Source organism: Methylocaldum sp. (assembly GCF_035627495.1).
Classification (GTDB): Bacteria; Pseudomonadota; Gammaproteobacteria; order Methylococcales; family Methylococcaceae; genus Methylocaldum.
On record NZ_DASPLO010000210.1, the window covers coordinates 127,082 to 146,262 of the forward strand.

16 protein-coding genes and 1 pseudogene are annotated in these 19,181 nt (G+C 53.8%); 15 read left to right on the forward strand and 2 right to left on the reverse strand.

Annotation, left to right across the window (positions count from 1 at the left end; all coding sequences use genetic code 11):
• Window positions 1–78: 78 nt before the first annotated feature.
• Window positions 79–1,182 (reverse strand): polysaccharide deacetylase family protein, encoded by a 1,104-nt coding sequence (locus VEB01_RS20905; RefSeq protein ID WP_324878895.1) that lies wholly within the window; start codon window positions 1,180–1,182, stop codon window positions 79–81.
• Window positions 1,183–1,510: 328 nt separating this feature from the next.
• Between VEB01_RS20905 and VEB01_RS20910 the strand changes: the two genes are divergently transcribed.
• From VEB01_RS20910 to VEB01_RS20980, 15 genes are all read left to right on the forward strand, one after another.
• The gene (locus VEB01_RS20910) at window positions 1,511–2,734 is read left to right on the forward strand and encodes a glycosyltransferase family 4 protein (RefSeq protein WP_324878897.1); all 1,224 of its coding nucleotides are present in this window, start codon (window positions 1,511–1,513) and stop codon (window positions 2,732–2,734) included.
• Between the two features lie 513 nt (window positions 2,735–3,247).
• Window positions 3,248–4,066 (forward strand): ABC transporter permease, encoded by an 819-nt coding sequence (locus tag VEB01_RS20915; protein ID WP_324878898.1) that lies wholly within the window; start codon window positions 3,248–3,250, stop codon window positions 4,064–4,066.
• Between the two features lie 73 nt (window positions 4,067–4,139).
• On the forward strand, window positions 4,140–4,553 hold the full coding sequence (locus VEB01_RS20920; RefSeq protein WP_324878900.1) for a four helix bundle protein: 414 nt from the start codon (window positions 4,140–4,142) through the stop codon (window positions 4,551–4,553).
• A 47-nt stretch (window positions 4,554–4,600) separates the two neighbouring features.
• The gene (locus VEB01_RS20925; RefSeq protein WP_324878903.1) at window positions 4,601–5,905 is read left to right on the forward strand and encodes an ABC transporter ATP-binding protein; all 1,305 of its coding nucleotides are present in this window, start codon (window positions 4,601–4,603) and stop codon (window positions 5,903–5,905) included.
• 22 nt (window positions 5,906–5,927) lie between these two features.
• Window positions 5,928–6,884 (forward strand): FkbM family methyltransferase, encoded by a 957-nt coding sequence (locus VEB01_RS20930; RefSeq protein WP_324878905.1) that lies wholly within the window; start codon window positions 5,928–5,930, stop codon window positions 6,882–6,884.
• Between the two features lie 89 nt (window positions 6,885–6,973).
• Window positions 6,974–8,128, forward strand: a complete 1,155-nt coding sequence (locus tag VEB01_RS20935; RefSeq protein ID WP_324878907.1) for a glycosyltransferase — start codon at window positions 6,974–6,976, stop codon at window positions 8,126–8,128.
• Window positions 8,129–8,177: 49 nt separating this feature from the next.
• A complete protein-coding gene (locus VEB01_RS20940) occupies window positions 8,178–9,398 on the forward strand; it encodes a glycosyltransferase WbsX family protein (RefSeq protein WP_324878909.1) in 1,221 nt (406 codons plus the stop codon).
• A 16-nt stretch (window positions 9,399–9,414) separates the two neighbouring features.
• Window positions 9,415–10,458, forward strand: a complete 1,044-nt coding sequence (locus VEB01_RS20945) for a glycosyltransferase family 2 protein (protein WP_324878911.1) — start codon at window positions 9,415–9,417, stop codon at window positions 10,456–10,458.
• Between the two features lie 23 nt (window positions 10,459–10,481).
• Window positions 10,482–11,645, forward strand: a complete 1,164-nt coding sequence (locus VEB01_RS20950) for a glycosyltransferase (protein WP_324878913.1) — start codon at window positions 10,482–10,484, stop codon at window positions 11,643–11,645.
• 237 nt (window positions 11,646–11,882) lie between these two features.
• A complete protein-coding gene (locus VEB01_RS20955; RefSeq protein WP_324878915.1) occupies window positions 11,883–13,841 on the forward strand; it encodes a CRTAC1 family protein in 1,959 nt (652 codons plus the stop codon).
• 73 nt (window positions 13,842–13,914) lie between these two features.
• Entirely contained in the window at window positions 13,915–14,982 is a 1,068-nt protein-coding gene (locus tag VEB01_RS20960; RefSeq protein WP_324878917.1) for a glycosyltransferase, read from the forward strand.
• Window positions 14,983–15,065: 83 nt separating this feature from the next.
• Window positions 15,066–15,986, forward strand: a complete 921-nt coding sequence (locus tag VEB01_RS20965) for a prenyltransferase/squalene oxidase repeat-containing protein (protein WP_324878919.1) — start codon at window positions 15,066–15,068, stop codon at window positions 15,984–15,986.
• The gene (wecB, locus tag VEB01_RS20970; RefSeq protein WP_324878921.1) at window positions 15,979–17,115 is read left to right on the forward strand and encodes a non-hydrolyzing UDP-N-acetylglucosamine 2-epimerase; all 1,137 of its coding nucleotides are present in this window, start codon (window positions 15,979–15,981) and stop codon (window positions 17,113–17,115) included. Before VEB01_RS20965 ends, wecB begins: the two co-directional genes overlap by 8 nt.
• On the forward strand, window positions 17,105–18,103 hold the full coding sequence (locus tag VEB01_RS20975) for a glycosyltransferase family 2 protein (RefSeq protein WP_324878923.1): 999 nt from the start codon (window positions 17,105–17,107) through the stop codon (window positions 18,101–18,103). The genes wecB and VEB01_RS20975 overlap by 11 nt, the downstream gene beginning before the upstream one ends.
• Window positions 18,104–18,115: 12 nt before the next feature.
• Window positions 18,116–19,036 (forward strand): sulfotransferase, encoded by a 921-nt coding sequence (locus tag VEB01_RS20980; RefSeq protein ID WP_324878925.1) that lies wholly within the window; start codon window positions 18,116–18,118, stop codon window positions 19,034–19,036.
• Window positions 19,037–19,045: 9 nt separating this feature from the next.
• Here the strand turns inward: VEB01_RS20980 and VEB01_RS20985 are convergent.
• Window positions 19,046–19,181: pseudogene (locus VEB01_RS20985) on the reverse strand (IS630 family transposase); the annotation flags it as partial.

The following is a 19,181-nucleotide window of genomic DNA, read 5'->3' on the forward strand; positions in this document are numbered from 1 at the left end:
TACCTTTATTCCAGGCTTCCTTGAACAGAAACTTCACTTAGCCGGCTGTCGGATTTGCCTCCGCCGGCTCTTCCCTTTTCACTTGCCACGACGTAAAGGCGGCCTGCGCTTATTCAGACGTCCGATCAGAATGGGCGATACCGCGATGGCCAAAGCTCCCGGGAGACTGAGCGCGAAAGCTATGTTCTTCCACCCGTCGTCGAATCTTTCCCAAGCGCGAAGATAAGTCAAAACAAATCCGGTATAGGGAACCAAATCACGTTTCGGCGTACAGGAAAGCTTTTTATCCCGATACGCATTATAGAAATCTACCGCATTGGCACTTTGTAGTTTTGGATGTTCATTGACATACTTTAACAATGCATCGAGTTTATCGACTACTCTCTCATCGGGCTTGCCATATCGATTAAGGCTGAAACTGTGCATCATGATGTTTACCGCACAGGCATCATTCTCCGCCATTTCATCCAGAACATCTTTCATTTCCGCTAAAGAGCTGCTCTCGACATCAAGGAATCGTTTAGACTCCCAAGAACCAAGCTTCATCTGCTTGAAATAGGTAATTGGAATTTCCAGGATACCCTCTATCTCTTGAATGTCGTTTCCGTTATATCCTTCCTTAAGAAGGGCAACAGATCCATATGCGGGAGACAGTGAAGAGTCCACCGACATTCCAAGCTTTTTCAATGCCCTGAGGGTATTTGAATTGGCCATATAAGCACCCGCACGATGTGCGATAGGCTCTTTCCCGGTCCATTCACGTATCAAATCCTTGCCTTTTCGCAGAATTTCCTCCTGTTCCTCCAAACTGAACAAAGACATTCCGATTTCATCGTACATCGGGCTGGGATGTGTATGGAGCTCGAGATCCTGGCCTTCCGCGACAATTTTTTGAGCAATCCCTTTTATATCCTCGTCCCCGAACTTGGCAATCTCATAAACATTCAAATAGAACGTCGCCTTGGAACCGTTGCGCGCTAATAGTTCCAAGATCTTGGGAACACCATATGCCGAGTCATATCCTTCCATCCGCCCCCATATATTCTCTTTAGGATTTCCCTTGGCAAATGACTCGACATCGACCGTAAACAATACATATATCTCGGAAAGAACTGGAAACGGGAGACAAATTAAGCTCAGAACGATGAACAATCTCAGGTGTTTGAAAATACTTTCACGCATAACTTACCGTCCGTTTAATTTTTTTAATTAATAGTATTGCTGTCTTTCATCAATTCTGTTTGGCCAACATTAATATCCGGAAGCTTGTTCAGCCCCGTTGCCAGTGGAAGAGGGCCTTTTGAAACCGGGGAGAAAGGAAAAATGCGTAAGTTCCGGAATTTTAATACCCTTCCACAGGATCACCGGCCTATCACCCTCCCCCGCATAAAAGCTCGCTTTTTTCTTAGGTGTTGCCGTCCCGGCCTGCGTGCTATTCTTGACGGGATAAAAAGTCGGAAGCGGTTTGAAAGAGGCTTGATTACTCTATGTTTGCCAAAAGTCAACACTCATGCACGCATTTTCAGAGCCTTCAGTAATTCCCGCCCCTCGTATCCTGGTCATCACTGAACTATTTCTGCCCACCAAGGGCGGAACAGCCGTTTGGTTCGACGAAGTCTACCGCCGTATTGGCGGAAAAAGCATCCATATCTTAACCGCCGACGTTCCTGGCTCGTTGGAACACGACCGAAACCACCCCAACAGCGTACATCGTCTATCCTTAACCCGCACACCTTGGCTTCGACCTGAATCCTTAGCAATGTATGCCAAACTGCTGGGGAAAGGTCTCATCCTTGCCGTAAAGCACGGATTCGAACAGATCCACACCGGCCGGGTGTTGCCCGAAGGCCTGGTCGGGCTCGTCATCGCCCGACTCTTTCGCCGACCGCTGGTCATTTATGCCCATGGCGAAGAGATAACTAGCTGGCGACAACCCGGAAAGTTTCAAGCGATGGCCTTCACCTTTCGCCACGCCGACCTTGTGATCGCCAATAGCGAATTTACTCGAGACAAGTTGCTTGAATTGGGAGTGAAGGCCGATAAAATCGCCATAATTTATCCCGGCGTCGACACCGAGCGCTTCAAGCCCGGACTTCCTTGCGACGACCTGAAACGACAGATTGGCTTAAAACCGGACCAGAAACTCATCCTTTCGGTTGGTCGCCTATCCCGTCGCAAAGGCTTCGACATGGTGATTCGGAGCCTCCCCCAACTTCTGTCGAACGGCATCGATGCACAGTATGCCTTGATCGGCATCGGCGAAGACCGGGATTATTTGAAAACGCTTGCCCAAGACTTGGGAGTCGCGAATCGAGTTCACATGCTGGGGCACGTCGCGCCTGAAGATTTACCCCGTTGGTACAACGCCTGCGACGTGTTTGCGATGCCGAACAGAGACATCGCCGGAGACACCGAAGGCTTCGGCATGGTTTATATTGAAGCCGGCGCATGCGGCAAGCCAGCCATCGCGGGACAAACGGGCGGCACGGGTGCGGCTGTCGAGCATGGGCTAACAGGGCTAAGGGTTAACGGGGATAACCCGGACGATGTCTTTTCGGGGATTAAAGAAATACTGGACAATCCATCCGTGCAAGAAAAAATGGGTAGCGCGGCATTAAAGAAAGCGGTCGGCAATCACGATTGGGCTGAAGTTGCGAAACGAACCACGGCCTGCTGCCAAACTTTATTCGCCAACGCGCCGCAGCATCGAACGCCCGAAATAGACAGGCTCTAAACGATTTAATTAAAACCCCATGGTAGGGAAATCTCACCAGGCGAATTCCTCGTCATCCAGTTTGACTATGCGTTTGGGCATGCGGCATTCGTTTAAGCCCTACCTCGTCATTCCGGCATGGAAGGGTCATCCGGGCGCTCCCCGGATGACCGTTTACGATTGGGGTGCCGGAATCCAGAAGCCAAGGATGGCATCGGCCCGGGTCACATCCCTATGCTCTGGATACCGGCATTCCCTGCCGGCATGACGGCTTAACTTAACGACATCGACCCCAGCCCTCTCCCGCAAGGAGAGGGAAATGGTGTAAATATCTATGCCCTCTGGAAGAGGGTTGAGTGAAGGCTTTTTAGTTCAAGCCATTACGCCGGTCGTTTGCTCCGGCTGGAGAGTTAATCAGAGCGTCCTTAATGCGAAAGACCAAACTACCCGGTAAAGCCGAGCCGGCAAAATAGCTTATTCTGTATACCTGGATATACCAGTAGGCACTTTAAACAGTTAACCCAATCCACAATCATGATTGGACTATTCAAAACATTAATAAAACACCGCGAACTGGTCAGCACGCTGGCGTGGAAAAATATTGCTGTTCGATACAAGCAGGCCTATTTGGGTATCGCCTGGGCGATACTTAAGCCGCTGATGCTCGTGCTCATTTTCTCCCTGGTGCGCAGTTTCGTCGGCATCGACAGCGGCGGTGTGCCCTACCCGGTACTGACCTTCGCCGCCTTGCTGTTGTGGATCTTCTTCCAGGAGGCCGCCTCGGAAGGAGTCACCAGCGTCGTCGGCAACGCAAATCTGATCCGCAAGATCTATTTCCCGCGGGAAATCTTCCCCCTGACCAGCGTGCTGACCAAACTGGTGGAACTCGGCATCAATCTTCTCATTGTCTCCGGGCTCATGGCCTGGTACGGCATCGCGCCAACGATTTACGTCCTCTGGGTACCGGTGCTCGTGGCTTACACCATTCTCGCCGCTCTCACCATCGCCTTCGTCGGCGCGGCCGTGAACGTCTATTATCGCGATGTGGGCAATGCCATGCCGGTGCTGCTTTCGCTCATGATGTATACATCGCCCATCATCTATCCCCTGCACCTGGTCAAGGAAAAGCTCATTGTCCAGCAGGCCGCCGGCGAATGGTCCGATAAGCTTTACCAGCTCTACATGATGAATCCCCTCGCCGGTCTCATCGACAGTTTTCAGAATGTCATGCTGCGGGGACTGCCCCCCGATTTCGATGCCATGTTGCCCGGCTTTGTGCTCGTCATCGTGCTGCTCCCTATCAGCTACGCCTATTTCAAACGAGCCGAGAGCTATTTCGCGGATGTTATCTAGTGGGTAGTAGTTAGAGAATAGGGAATAGTGACATAGCGAATAGTGAACAGCGGTAACAGTTGTTGTTTGGGGGATGAGTTTGGTCGCCAGTTACAGGGAACTGCTTGCTTACCAAAAGTCTTATAGACTGGTTTTAGCGGTCTATGAGGCAACTAGGACTTTCCCTGCGGAGGAACGCTACGGGCTTTGCAGCCAAATGCGGCGCAGCGCGGTATCCATCCCTTCCAACATTGCAGAGGGCTTCATGCGCGGGACTAGAGAGTACACCCACTTTCTGCGCGTCGCGCTGGGCTCAGCAGCGGAACTGGACACACAACTGTCTTTGGGAAAGGATCTTGGTTATGTCGGAGAAGAAGCATTCGCGAAGATGCAGAGCGAATTGGAAGAAATCCTGAAACTGCTGAGAACCTATATCAACAAGATGGCAAGCAAATCCAACGAGGCACGCGAAGACCCCGCCACTTATGCCCAAACAATCAACGATTAACCACTAGTCACTAACCACTACCCACTAATCACTACTCACTACCCATCATGGCAATCATCGAGGTCGAGCACGTAACCAAGGAATACAGACTGGGCCAACTGAGCAGCCTGAAGCAAGGAGCCTTGAACACTCTCAGGAGATTGACCGGAAAGAGACCTGCGGAACGCAAGCCCTTCAAAGCGCTCGACGACGTCGATTTCTCCATCGAACAGGGCGAGGTGGTCGGCATTATCGGCCACAACGGTGCGGGGAAAAGTACGCTGCTCAAGCTGCTGGCTGGTATCAGCAAGCCTACCAAAGGACGGGTTTCCGTACAGGGCCGGATCGCTCCCCTAATCGAGGTGGGCGCAGGCTTTATCGGCGACTTCACCGGCCGCGAGAATGTCTACCTCAACGGCTCCATACTCGGCCTCTCGCGCAAGGAGATCGACAAGAAATTCGACGAGATTGTCGCCTTCGCAGAGATGGAAGAGTTCATCGATACTCCCGTCAAGCGCTATAGCTCCGGCATGCAGGTAAAACTCGCTTTTGCTGTAGCAACTAGCATAGAAGCCGAAATTCTGATCGTCGACGAAGTATTGGCCGTAGGGGATCTTGCATTTCAACGTAAGTGCTTTGATCGCATGGAAGACCTGATCAAACGGCAGGGAAAAACAGTATTACTCGTTAGTCACAATATTCGGCAGGTCGAACGATTGTGCAAAAGAGCCATGCTATTGGAAAGCGGAAAGCTAGTCATAGATGGTGATCCAAAATATGTTTGCAATACCTTTTATCAAAATAGCGAGGCACAGGTTTGTGCAAGCAGGAAGTCTAAAACTGACGGCAGTCAAAACCAGATTGGACAGAGTTCTGGTGAACTCCTGCTGGAGAAGATTACACTTCTAGACTCTAACTCGAATCCGACAGATAGCATAGAGACTGGCAGTAATATTAGAGTTCAGCTTACTTTTCTAGCTCTTGAAGAACTTATTAAGCCAGCATTCGGTGTTGGAATTCAAACGCCCGATTTTGTATACCTGACTCATCAAGAAAGCTTTGAAGATATCCAAGTAGAACGAATTCTAAAAGGACAAAGATTTCAAATTGAATGCCGCTTTGAAAATCCACCTCTTTTACCTGGCGTTTACACATTGCGTCTCGGTGTTGGTGCTGGCGAAATAATGCACACGGTCTACTATGGCGAGGATATTTTTCCTTTCCAGATAAAGGCAGAGAAGTTGTCTAGTGATGAGGGTATGCGGAATGGAATTATTGCAACTATGGCAACTTGGTCCCTTGAAATAAAATCACTTCCGCACAGTAATAATTTCTCTACAGACGATCAACAAATACAACCAATCTTAGTTTAAGAAAAAGATAAGAGGCAATGAAATGATTCAAGAAAATAAGATTGCATCTCTTATCTACAATACATTGCTAAAATACCATAAGCTTCAAGGTACTAATCTGTTTGGTCCAATTTGGCGCTATTTTTGGAATAAATCAATCAACTGGCACAGCGGAGCGGTTACAGCTAACGTTCATGGCAGAAGAGTCTTTACAAACAATGGTCACTCCTATCCATTGTTTGCACGTCGATTTCCACATTGGAACAATCCTCTTATCCAGCTGGTACACGAAAGTGCTATCACTCTAGGCAAACCCATTATTGTCGTAGACATTGGCGCAGGCATTGGAGATACCGTTCTATTGCTTGAAAGCAATTGTCCCTCAAGTATCAAACAGTTCGTATGTATAGAGGGTGATACTGAGTTCTTTCGCTATTTGAAAGAGAACCTCAAGCAACCAGAGCGATACGAATTATGCAATGTGATGCTTTCAAATGAGGAGTCCGGAATACCATCCCTTGTCAGAACTCACGCCGGAACCGCGAGCGCACAAGGGACCAGCCAGACATACGCGTTATCTTTTGACCAACTGGCTTGTTCACATGAACCTCCTAATGTTATCAAGATTGATGTAGATGGGTATGATGGAAAAGTTCTGGCGGGAGCCACTAAAACACTGAAGGAGCACAAGCCAGCAGTAATCTTTGAATGGGATCCATCTTTATGTAGAGATACGTCTAATAATTGGCTAGAGCATTTTGAAATCCTTGGCAAAGCCGATTACACACGATATATCTGGTTTACAAAGTACGGAGACTTTAGCCATTTTATGACTGATGTAGATATCAATGCGGTATCAAAACTCGCGGAAGTCTGTCTCAGTGGAGAGCGCGATTATAATTGGCACTACGACGTAATTGCATTACATAAAACAAGTCCTATCTCTGATACAAACCTCGCATTTTTAAAGTTTGCTAAGCGTCGCCGTTCTTGGTTCTGAAGACCATTAAAATGATTCACACTCGGTCTTCTACACCCCTCCGCGTGCTCTTCCTTTCGCACGATTCAGGGCTCTTCGGTGCGCAGCGTATGCTGCTGACTCTCTTGCAAAGGCTAGACCGTGAGCAATTCTTACCTTATGTAGTCGTGCCATACCAAGGGCAACTTGTCGACGAGATAAAGCTTTTGGATATCCCCGTGATGCAGCGCTCACTCCTTCATTGGGTACCAAGCATTCGCGCGGTAAAGGGTAATAATCGTCTAATCCATTTATTTCACGTCTTGCGCGGTCTTCGTGCCCGAGTTTGGGCAGTCGCCACGCTAATAGAGCGCAATCAAATTGATCTTGTGTATACGAATACGGTGACGTGCATTGAAGGTGCAATAGCCGCGCGCATGACAAACACGCCGCACGTTTGGCATATACACGAACCCACAAAACAAAACAGCGAATTAGCGCCACTGCTGCCTGCTACTCTCTATTCAACGGTAATCGGAACGTTATCAAGCAGCGTAATTTTTCCGGCTCAAATAGTCGCGAAAACTTACAAGACACTGAAAAACAAAGCGGCTGTTGTGTACAACGGTCTGAAAATCCCGGAATTGCGAGAACGCACTCATTCCCGTGCCTATGTTGCGCGATGCTTAGGGCTGGATGTAGACATGAAGTGGGTTGCCGTGGTTGGCGCCCTGCAACCCCGCAAGGATCACGACACATTCTTGTGTGCTGCGAAAAAAATCCTTTCAAAGCGGAGCGATGTAGTCTTCTTAATTATCGGAACAGGGCCGCAAAGCTATACCTCTTCCATCCTAAAAAGAATTGACTCAAACGGGCTCCAATCAAGTGTAAAACTCGCTGGTCGATGGCCGGAGGAAATTCAGTACGTAATGGCAGCCATCGATGTGCTCGTCATCTCGTCGGAGCAGGAGTCATTCGGCCTTACCGCGATCGAAGCACTGGCCATGGAGACGCCTGTTGTCTCCACCCGTTGTGGAGGCCCGGAAGAAATCATCGAAGACGGCATAAATGGCTATCTAGTCCCCGTGAAGGATGCCGAAGCAATGTCAGATGCGATTCTGGACCTGCTAAGCAATCCTGAAAAGGCGAGGGCTTTCGGCTCTAATGGCAGGCAACTTGTTGGGCAACGATTCACCGACCAGATGTATGTAACAGCCATCCAAAAAATCATGTTTGAGGCCGCCTGTCTCCCAAACTCCTTGGAAAATTCAAACTCACGAACGTAAGCCGCCATTCATGAATTCTCCCGCACCTGTCACATCGGCGATCCGCGCTATGGCATTTTATCTGCCTCAGTTTCATCCGATCCCTGAAAACGATGAATGGTGGGGTAAGGGCTTTACGGAATGGACCAATGTCACCAAGGCGCGCCCGCTCTTTCCAGGCCATCATCAGCCGCATTTCCCTGCCGACCTAGGGTTCTACGACCTAAGGCTGGCAGAAACGCGCGAGGCACAAGCTACACTGGCGCGGCAGTATGGCATCCACGGATTTTGCTATTACCATTATTGGTTCAACGGCCGGCGCATTCTAGAGCGTCCATTCAATGATGTTCTAGCTTCCGGCAAGCCGGATTTTCCATTCTGTCTCTGTTGGGCAAACGAAAACTGGTCTCGTGCCTGGGACGGCGGTTCGCGACATCTGCTCCTCGAACAGCACTACTCGGAAGAGGATGACCGAGCTCACATCGTAAGTCTGTTACCTGCGCTTCGGGACCCGCGATATATCCGAATCAATGGTCGCCCGCTGTTGCTGATATATCGAACGGAGCTCCTTCCCAATCCTTTACGTACGGCAGAAATCTGGCGGGAAGTCGCAAGAGAGTCCGGTTTAGGCGATTTATACCTGGCGAGAGTAGAAAATTTTGTCAGCGGCATTGATCCGGAGAGCATCGGCTTCGATGCGGCGGTGGAATTTTCCCCTGACAATCGGGATGTTGGTCAAGCCGTATTCTCCGGACCGATATCGAACAAATTGAGCAGATGGGGATTACTTCCGAAAGCCTTCAGCCAGCATTCTGTTTTTAGGTACTCCGTGATTGCCGAAGCCAGAAAGAAACGCCCTATTCCATCGTATAAACAATTCCGCTGCGTTACGCCGATGTGGGACAACTCCGCACGCCGGAAATCAGATGGACGAATTCTTGTTGGGTCTACGCCGAAACTTTACAGGGCGTGGCTCTCTGCCATGCTTAAACAGACCCGGGAAAGATTTTCCGGCGAAGAGCGCATTGTGTTTATCAATGCCTGGAATGAGTGGGCCGAAGGCTGTCATCTTGAGCCTGATCTAAAACACGGTCATGCATATCTTGAAGCGACGAAACAGGCTCTTGCGGAACTCAGTGACGAAGTTCACGAGCATGCGACTGCACGAGATCAAGAAGTCCAAATTTCCAAGCCTTCCTCCTCTTGGCGCCATTCATACTGGCGGCTTCTACATAAAATTCGCCACGTCGGCCAAATCGTCAGAGCCATGGTTCGGCAACCCATAAGCTAAAGCCGACTTAATAAAAATGACAAATACATTGCCAGGCGTAGCAGTCGTCGTTCTTAACTGGAACGGACGCGACGATACGCTCGAATGCCTCTCTTCTCTCAAGAAGATTGATTATCCAAACTGGACCGTTATCGTTGCAGATAACGGATCTAGCGATAATTCAGTTTCGGCAATTCGAGAGCAGTACCCCGATATCGATCTTGTTGAGAATGGCACCAATCTGGGGTTTGCCGAAGGCAACAACCGCGCTATCGCTCGTGCGCTTGAGGGCGGAGCAGAGTTTGTGCTCATACTCAATAACGATACGGTCGTCGACCCCGAAATTGTGTCCGCCTTCGTTCGAGCGGCGGAGCAAATGCCGGGCGGTGGCGTGTTCGGTGCCAAGATTTACCACTATCACCAGAAGGACTTGCTTTGGTACGCAGGCGGATACTGGGATCCCGAGACGCTCAGATTCGAGGAGAGAGGCGCCGGCTTGCGGGACGAAGGCCAATTCGAAGAGCTCACCGAAACGGAATGGGTGATCGGCTGTGCCATGTTCGTTCGTGCTTCCGTCTTTCGGTCCATTGGATTACTGGAGCCTAAGTTTTTCTTGAACAACGAGGAGATCGATTTTTGCAGCCGCGCGAAGCGCGCCGGATTCTCGTGTGTGTTTGTGCCGGATGCAAAGGTATGGCACAAGATCTCCGTGTCTTTCGGGGGCGAGCATTCGCCACTCAAGGAATACTTCATCGCCAGAAACCGGCTTTTGTGGGCTCAACGCAACGCCGATACGGCGCTTCGGTTTCGTATTTACGGTCAAACGCTGCTCGGTCTCGTTAGGCGATTTCTGTTTCCGCTTGGGGGGCGACATCAGCAGCCTATCGACCTGAGGCGCTGGTGGTGGCGTGTGCGAGAAACGTTTGTCGATCCCATAAATCGTGCTCACTTCCTCGGCGTCAGAGATTTTGTCCTGGGCCGGTTCGGCGACTGCCCGGATGCCGTGCGCGTGCTTGCCAAGAATTGGGGACGCAAAAGTGCGGCAGATTCATCCACCCTTATGTCGCCTCAAGAACCCTAAGATTCAAAGCGAAAAGCTTTTTCATGCGCATCCTCTACGCCAGCGAACGCCCGCCCTACCCTTTTTTCCTCGGGGGTGCGGCTCGTTGCGCGCACCAGTTGCTGCATAAGCTGGCGGTCGAACCGGACGTTCAATGCGCGGCCGTCGGCTCCAGCGAATACGCCGTTACGCCTTGGACCTTTCCCGCCCCGGCCGAGCATGACGCCTTGGGTGTGAAATCGGCGCATTCGGATGGGCAGGCGGGTGAAGTCGATTGCGGATATCCGGTTCAGGTCTTCCCCCGTTTCCTCGACGAGCTGAACGAGTTCATCGACACCTTCAAGCCCGATGTTGTCTGGGCTCAGTTGGAGGGTGCCCAACAAGTTCTGGAGCTTGCCCGCGACAAAGGGGTTCAGGGTCTTTACTACGTTCATGACGCGGAATTCGACCCCGCCGAGCTGAAAGCGATCGCGCAGCTTGGGTGCCATGTGGTGTGCGGCAGCGGTTTCCTGGCCGACAAGGCGCGCCGGGCCATCGGCCGGCCAACACACGTGGTTTATCCGGCCGCCGAGCTTTATTTCGATACCGTGGGAGATCCGGACGGCTATGTGACGATGATCAATCCGCACCGGGTGAAAGGGGTTGAAACCTTTTTCGAGATTGCCAAGCGACTGCCTTCGGAACGCTTCCTGCTGCTCGAATCCTGGAAACTCAACGACGAAGCCCTTGCCGATCTGGAGCAAAAGCTCGCTCAAGTGCCCAATGTGCGATTCATGCGCCGCACTTCGGACATGCGTGCGGTTTACCGTCAGACCAAGCTGTTATTGGTCCCGTCTGTCTGGGAGGAAGGCTTCGGCATGGTGGCTGTCGAGGCCCAGTCGTGCCGCATTCCGGTCATCGCCAGCGCGCGCGGCGGACTGCCCGAATCCGTGGGCGATGGCGGAATGTTGATCAAGGACTACCGGAATCCCGAGGTCTGGATAAAGGCGATACAAGGCGTTTTGTCCGATCCGGTCAGTTATCAAAACTATGCGAACCGCGCCTACCGACATGCCAGTTCAGGAAATTTTTCTTCCTCCGATGGCGCGCGCCGGCTTATGGCCGTATGCGGCTCGAAAGTCAGACTGCCCAATGTTCTCAGCCGAAGCATGTATGCTGCGCGCGAACGCGTGGGGCGTTTACCCGTGCTCGGCAGATGGTTTCGGTAAGGCCGCCCGTTACGGCATCGCGAAAGGAGTGACACATTGAAGATTCAGCAAACGCCGACTGACAGGAAAACCCGACCCGTCGGCTGCGGATATTTGCCGCTCGTAAAGGAAACTCTGAACAAGTGGATTCCGTTCGTGGTTCGACAAGCTCACCACGAACGGAATCAACACCTTACCGTTCGTCCTGAGCCTGTCGAAGGACTTAATCAGATCTTCCTAAAGAAAAGAAAGCCAGTTTTGGAATCACTGCGCTTGGTATTCGGCGCGGTGATGACCGGGGCAATAGCCATGCAGACCGGCTGCTCGGGGCCTGAGGACAACACCAAGCTGTTCGAGGATGTAACCCTAACCTCCGGGCTTCAGAACTATGTCGGCATGACTTATGGCGCGGCTTGGGGGGACTTCGACGGGGACGGTCTGGCCGATCTTTACGTCACCAATCATTTGAACGAAGCGCGGCTCTATCGCAATTCTGGTCAGGTGCGGTTTATCGATGCCACGGGCCAGTTTTTCGCCCCGAACGATCTTCGCGGCGACAAGCACGGTGCCGCATGGGCGGATTTTGACAATGACGGGCGACAGGATCTGGTGCAACTCACGGGGGCCGATCGCGGTGTCGGCTCGGAAGCGAAACGCTTGTTCATCAATCGGGGGGATCGATTCGAAAACATCGCCGATGCGGTCGGCGCCTCCAATCCGTTCGGCCGGACTCGAATGCCTTTGTGGTACGACTTCGATGGCGACGGTCGCTTGGACCTGTTCCACGGTTCGGAGAAACGGTTCGACGATCGGGTGCCGCCTTTAATTTTCCTTCAGCGTGACGGTCGATTCATCGAATCGGCCGATGCCGTGCCGTTCAACTCGCGAGCGGTACCGTTCTGCGTACTGACTCAAGTGACCGACGGCGGCAAGCCCGATCTGCTGTGCCGGATGTTCGAGTCGAACCGCGCCTCGCAGGTCTTCACGACCGCTACGCAACCCGCCAAAGCGCTCGACTTGTTGCCCGCTACCGCCTTCGAGGACCTTGCGGCGGGGGATTTCGACAACGACGGGAAAATCGACGTCTATCTTGCGCGCAAGAACCCGGTCGACTCCATCGGCTTCGCTCAACCGCGGGCCACCGAAATCATCGTCGATACCTCGGTCGATCCGAAAAGCGTAGGCAGCCCTCTGAGCTTCAGCTTCCGGTCGGCGGGCTCGCTCCGCGTGCAAATTTCTCCCGAAAATCCGAAGGACGTTCTTCCGCCGGACCATATTCACATCGGTTCGCGCGACATTCATCCGGACGGCTTGGCGTTCGATTTGTCGAAGGAGACCGCCGGCATCGCCGGGAGTCTCCCGCTCCAGCCTGGAGCGGGTTCCGGCGTTTACCTCAACCTGACACCGCCCGATGTCTGGCAAGTAAAGGTTTCCGGCTCGCAGGAAGACTTGGCTACAGGCAAATACAAGTACCAACAGATCGCGCTGAAGATCTCCTCCTCGGAACTCATTGCGGATTTGAAGGCCGACGGGCTTTCGCTGAGACCCGAGGAAGCGGCGGGCAGGCTTTTCATGAATCGCGGAGGCACACTCGTCGAGGAGGGAGACAAACGCGGCGTCAACCCTACGGCGACAGCTGCGACCAATACAGTCGCCGGAGATTTCGACAACGATATGGATTTGGACCTTTTCGTCGTGGGTTCCGGCGATGTGGGCAAACGCGAGAACCTGCTCCTGCTCAATCGTGGAAACGGACATTTCGACGCGATTTCCGGAGCCGGCGGAGCCGCCGGCAATCGGGCGGGCGTCGGCGATTCCGTCACGATGGTCGATTTCGACCGCGATGGCTTTCTCGATCTGCTCGTGGCTACCGGCGGCAGCATGGGCCGGAGTCTCGGCTTACCCTCGAACGAGGGCGGATATCACATCTACCGCAACGTCGGCAACGGCAACCACTGGCTGGAAATCGATCTGGAGGGCACGGCGTCCAACCGCGACGGGATTGGGGCGCGCGTTGAAGTTACCGCGGGCGGAATCACCCAGGTGCGGGTGCAAGATGGCGGCATACACAACAAAGGACAGAACCACACCCGACTGCACTTCGGCCTGGGCAAGAACGCGGGGGCGGAGAAAATTAGGGTGCAATGGCCGAGCGGCGCGATTCAGGAATTGAGCAACATCGAGGCAAATCGGGTAATGCGGATCAAGGAGCCCTAGTTTTGCAGAAGCTTGCGAAGTCTTTGTTTGAAAGCTCTATCGTGACTTTATAGATACGAGAACCAAGTCCGCCATGCGAATTTTATTGATTACGAATCGCCCCCACTTTCCCCAGCAGATCGGCGGTCGGGAGTCGGTGATTCATGAGACGGCATGTGAACTGAAGCGTCGGGGACATGAGCCCTTCGTCATGTGCGGACTGGAGCCCACCGGTTGGCTTTATGCGCGAAACCGGATTATTAACCGCGTCACCGGGAGCACATATCCGGGTGACTCGCATGCCGGTTACCCGGTTTTCAGAGGGTGGTTGTGGGAATCCGGCTTAGTCGAGCTAACCCGCAAGATAAAGCCCGACGCAGCAATCCTCGAAACCCGCGAGCCGCTGCACTATGCCGCGAAGCTGCAGCCATTCGGAGTCCCCTCGGTCGTCAGAATGCATGATTCTTCGCTTCATTTGATGGGCGGAGATCCGCGGGATTTTCCTCATATTCCATTCGTCGCGGTTTCCAAATTTCTGGCTGACCGCTTCACGGCACAGTTCTCCGTGCCAGCGACGGTTTTGCCGCCACCTGTCAATCGCGAGCGCTGCACTACGAAATCAACTCGGCGAAAGGTCGTCTTTGTAAATCCGCGCCCTATAAAAGGGGGCGACATTGCCATTGCCGTGGCTGAGAAGTGCCCCTCGATCCCGTTCAAATTCTTCGAAGCCTGGGTTAAAGACGACGCGGTCAAAGAGCTCGAAGCAAAGGCGCGAAGGCTGCCCCATATCGAGTGGTCGCCATCGGTCACGGACCCCAAGAAAATATACGAGGACGCTCATACGGTTCTGATTCCGAGCCGGGGTAACGAAACCTGGGGACGGGTAGCGACTGAAGCTCATTTCAACGGTGTCCCGGTTATCGCCACCCGACGGGCTGCGCTGCCGGAGTCGGTTGGGCCGGGGGGGATTCTGATCGACCCCGACGCGGACGCCGATACCTGGGTCTCCGCCCTGCGTTCGCTTTGGGATGATGCGGACCTGTATAAGAAAGCTTGCGATGCGGCACTGGCCTTCTCCCAGAGACCCGAGGTCGATGTATCCAGAGTCATGGACACACTCCTCGAACTCATCGAACGTGCCCGTTTCGAGTTACCTAAATGATTTGCGAGTGCCCTCCCCTCATTAAGTCGGTACAGCCCCTACTCGACCGAGATGATCCTTATGCGAAAACGAGGTAAACCCTGATGCTTTTCTGGCAGAAAAAGAAACCCAGTTACGAGCTGGCCATGGATTGGTTCCGGCAAAACATGGTGCCCGGCCAGGGCATCATTGTGCATACGAGACAGCCCGTGGCTTATCCGGAAGTAACCGGGTATTTCATCCCGACGCTGTACAACTGGGGAGAAAAGGAACTGGCCAGATCATGCACCCGTTGGCTCCTCTCCATCCAACTGCCGGAAGGCGCTTTTCCCGCGCCCGATGGAGTGCCGTACACCTTCGATACCGCCCAGATCATGCGCGGTCTTTGTGCCGCGCTCAACGATATGGACGACGTCGAAGTCCCCTTGCGGAAGGCCTGCGATTGGATTCTGACGCAGGTGGAACCGAGCGGCCGCCTGACCACGCCTTCGACGGAGCTGTGGACCGACATCGCCAACGATCTCATCCATACCTATGCGCTGCCGCCCTTGGCCGAAGCGGGCAAGCTGCTGGGCGTAAAGGAGTACCTGGACGCGGCGGATTTCGTGCTGGCTTATTACAAGAAGCAGGAAGGGCTGATTCCCTTCAACCGCCTGTCGCATTTCCATGCCTATGCCATGGAGGCGCTGTGCGAACTGGGCGAGCTTGAACTCGCGGCCGAGGGTATGGCCGACGTGGAAAGCTGCCAACGCAAGGACGGTTCCATCCCGGCCTATCCCGAAGTGAATTGGGTCTGTTCGACCGGCATGGCCCAATACGCCATCGTCTGGTACACCTTGGGCAAGAAAGAACCCGCCGACCGCGCGATTCGCTATCTGGAAAAAATCCAGAACAAGTCCGGCGGATTCTTCGGCAGCTACGGCAAGGGCGCGCAATACATCGCCGGCGGGGAAATCAGCTGGGCGGTGAAATACTTTCTCGATGCCTATCGTCTGAAACTGCACGGGGAAGGCAAGCATGCTTAAAGTTCTCACCGTGTTCGGCACCCGTCCGGAAGCCATCAAGATGGCGCCGGTAATCGCGGAGCTGGATAAGTATCCGGGACTGATCGAAAACAAGAACTGCCTCACCGGGCAGCACAAGGACATGGTGGCGCCGCTGATCGGCCTGTTCGGCATCCGCGTCGATTACGACCTGAACCTGATGCGCGAGAACCAGACCCTGGAGCACATCACGATCAGCGTGTTGCGGGAGGTTTCGCACATCCTGCGCGAGGAGCATTTCGACCTGCTGTTGGTGCAAGGTGACACCACCACGTCCATGGCGGCGGCGCTGGCGGCCTTTTACCTGGGCGTAAGAGTCGGCCACATCGAAGCGGGGCTGAGGACCTTCGACAAGCGGCATCCTTACCCGGAAGAGGCCAACCGCAAGATCATCGATTCGGTCGCGGACCTGTTCTTTGCCCATAGCGACAAGGCCAAACAGCATTTGCTCAACGAAGGCATAGCGGAAGCGAGCATTGCCGTGACCGGCAACACGGTGATCGACGCCCTGCTCGATGTTTCCACCCGCCCGCACAGTTTTGCCGGGACACCGCTAGATGCCCTGCCGTTCGATTCGAAGCGGATCGTTCTGGTGACCGCGCACCGGCGCGAAAGCTTTGGCGGCCCGTTCGAGTCAATATGCCGGGGCTTGCGCGATCTGGCGCTCAAGTACCAAGACGAGATCGTGCTGGTGTACCCGGTGCATCGCAATCCGAACGTGCGGCAGGTGGTGAATAGCATTCTCGCCGACATCGACAACGTGATGCTGATTGATCCCCTGGATTACATGCCCCTGGTGCATCTGATGAAGCGTTCCTACATGGTGCTGACAGACTCCGGCGGCTTGCAGGAAGAGGCGCCCAGCCTGGGCAAGCCGGTGCTGGTGCTGCGCAAGGTGACCGAGCGCCAGGAAGGCGTGGAAGCGGGCACCCTGAAGATCATCGGCACCGACGCAGCGGACATTGTCGCCGAGGCATCGCGACTTCTGGAAGACGCAGCGGCCTATCAGGCCATGGCCTCCAAGGCCAACCCTTACGGGGACGGCACCGCCGGGATCAAGATCGTGCGGCGGATTCTGGAAGACGCGGGCGAGAAGTCCCATGAACGATAATGTGTCCGATATGCCGCTGGTCAGCATCGTCCTGCCCACCTACAAGCGGGCGCATCTCCTGTCGCAGGCGATCCGCAGCGTGCTGGATCAGACCTATGCGAACCTCGAACTGATCATCGTCGACGACAATTCGCCCGACGACACCGCCGCCGTAGTCCAGTCATTCGACGACGCGCGTATCCGCTATGTCAAAAACGATCCGAACCTGAAGCTGCCGCGCGCGCTGAACCAGGGATTTTGCCTGGCGCGTGGCGAATATCTGACCTGGACGTCGGATGACAACCTGTACGCGCCCAACGCCATCGAAAAAATGGTGGACGCGCTGCGGGATAAAGGCTGTCACTTCGTCTACGCGGACTACTACCTGTTCGCCGAGCAGGATACGGATGGCCGGCCCCTGGATGTTTATCACGACAAGCTCCCCGGCAGCGTGCAATTGGAAAAGGGCAACCATATCGGCGCCTGCTTCATGTACACCCGCGAAGTCTACGAAGCCGTGGGCGAGTACGACCCGGAACTGTTCCTGGTGGAGGATTACGACTATTTCATGCGAATCGCCAAACGCTTCCGCATGTGCCATATCCCCGAGCCGCTCTACTATTTCAGGCGCGACGACGCAACGCTCTTTTGCTCGCGCTTTTGCGAAGTCAAGGCCTCGGATTTTTTGGTGCGCTACAAGAACGAGATGCTCAGCGACCGGGAAGTATTGGATGCGGTGGTGGCCTTGATCGCCCGCAACAAGGAAAGGCTGAAAATGCCCTTGCTGCGCTGGACTTATCTTGCCGTAAACAGGCTTTCGTACAGGCTAACCCGTATGCATGAGACCATGACTGTCCGTTATATGCGGCATAAGCTGCGCAATCCGGTCTTCGGTCTGCTGGAAAACTATCGGACAAAAAAAATGACCTTCGATGAAGCGAAATCGGCATTGATGGGTTTGATGAAACGCCTGGGCACCATCGAGTACGTACAACCCAAGCTCAACTGAGAAATTATTCTGATGCTGCAATACATTACTTCCGCGCTAAAAGGCCCCGCCCAGGCGCGCGCGGCCCATCGCCAGGCGTTGCTGCGCAAACCGGGCATCGGTCCCGGCATCGAGGCGCTGCTGGCCGCTTGCCCGCCGGTGGACGCCGATGACGACGAGGCGCCCATCTTCCTGCTTTCCGCAGGTTGGCGGTCCGGCTCCACGCTGTTGCAACGGCTCATCATGTCCGACAAGAACGTGCTCATCTGGGGCGAACCCTACGACGAATGCGGCATGATTCAGGCTCTGGCGGAAACCACCAAAGCATTTCGGGCCGGCTGGCCGCCATCCGATTATTTCTACGATGGTACGCCGCCCAACGAATTATCGGGAGCCTGGATCGCGAATTTGTTTCCCTCGCTGGAGGATCTGCGCAAGGGACATCGCGCCTTATTTGACACCATGTTCGCGCAGCCTACGAAGGCCGCCGGCGCTTCGCGCTGGGGCATCAAGGAAGTCCGGCTGGGCATGGAGCACAGCGTCTACCTGCGCTGGCTCTATCCAAAGGCCCGCTTCCTGTTTTTGTACCGCAATCCTTTTGAGGCCTATCGCTCTTATTGCCGGTATGGACGCAGTTGGTACGACATCTTCCCCGACAAGCCGGTGTTTACGCCAATGGTTTTCGGTTCCCACTGGCGCAATCTGATGGAAGGATTCATCAGGGATTCCGACAAGCTGGGCGCGCTTCTGGTCCGCTACGAGGATCTCATCGCCGGAAAAGCGCATCTGGACGAGATAGAGGCATACTTGGGCATTCATATCGACCGCGGCGTTCTCAACGCCAAGGTGGGCAGCTCGGAGCGGGATGGGGAAAAGGCCAAGGTGAGCCGATTTGAGAGGTGGCTGTTGAAGCGGGCGGTTTCGCCAGTCGCAGAAGAGCTTGGCTATTATTGATTTAAGTAACTAGTGTCCTGTCCCATTAATTCGCTGACATAATCGTTGAAGTTTGGCCAGGATGGAATCCGCCGTGGCGGTCCAGACGAAGGGTCGGCAGGACTGGTTGTAATGGGAGATGAAGTGGTCGATCTTGTTGACCAGA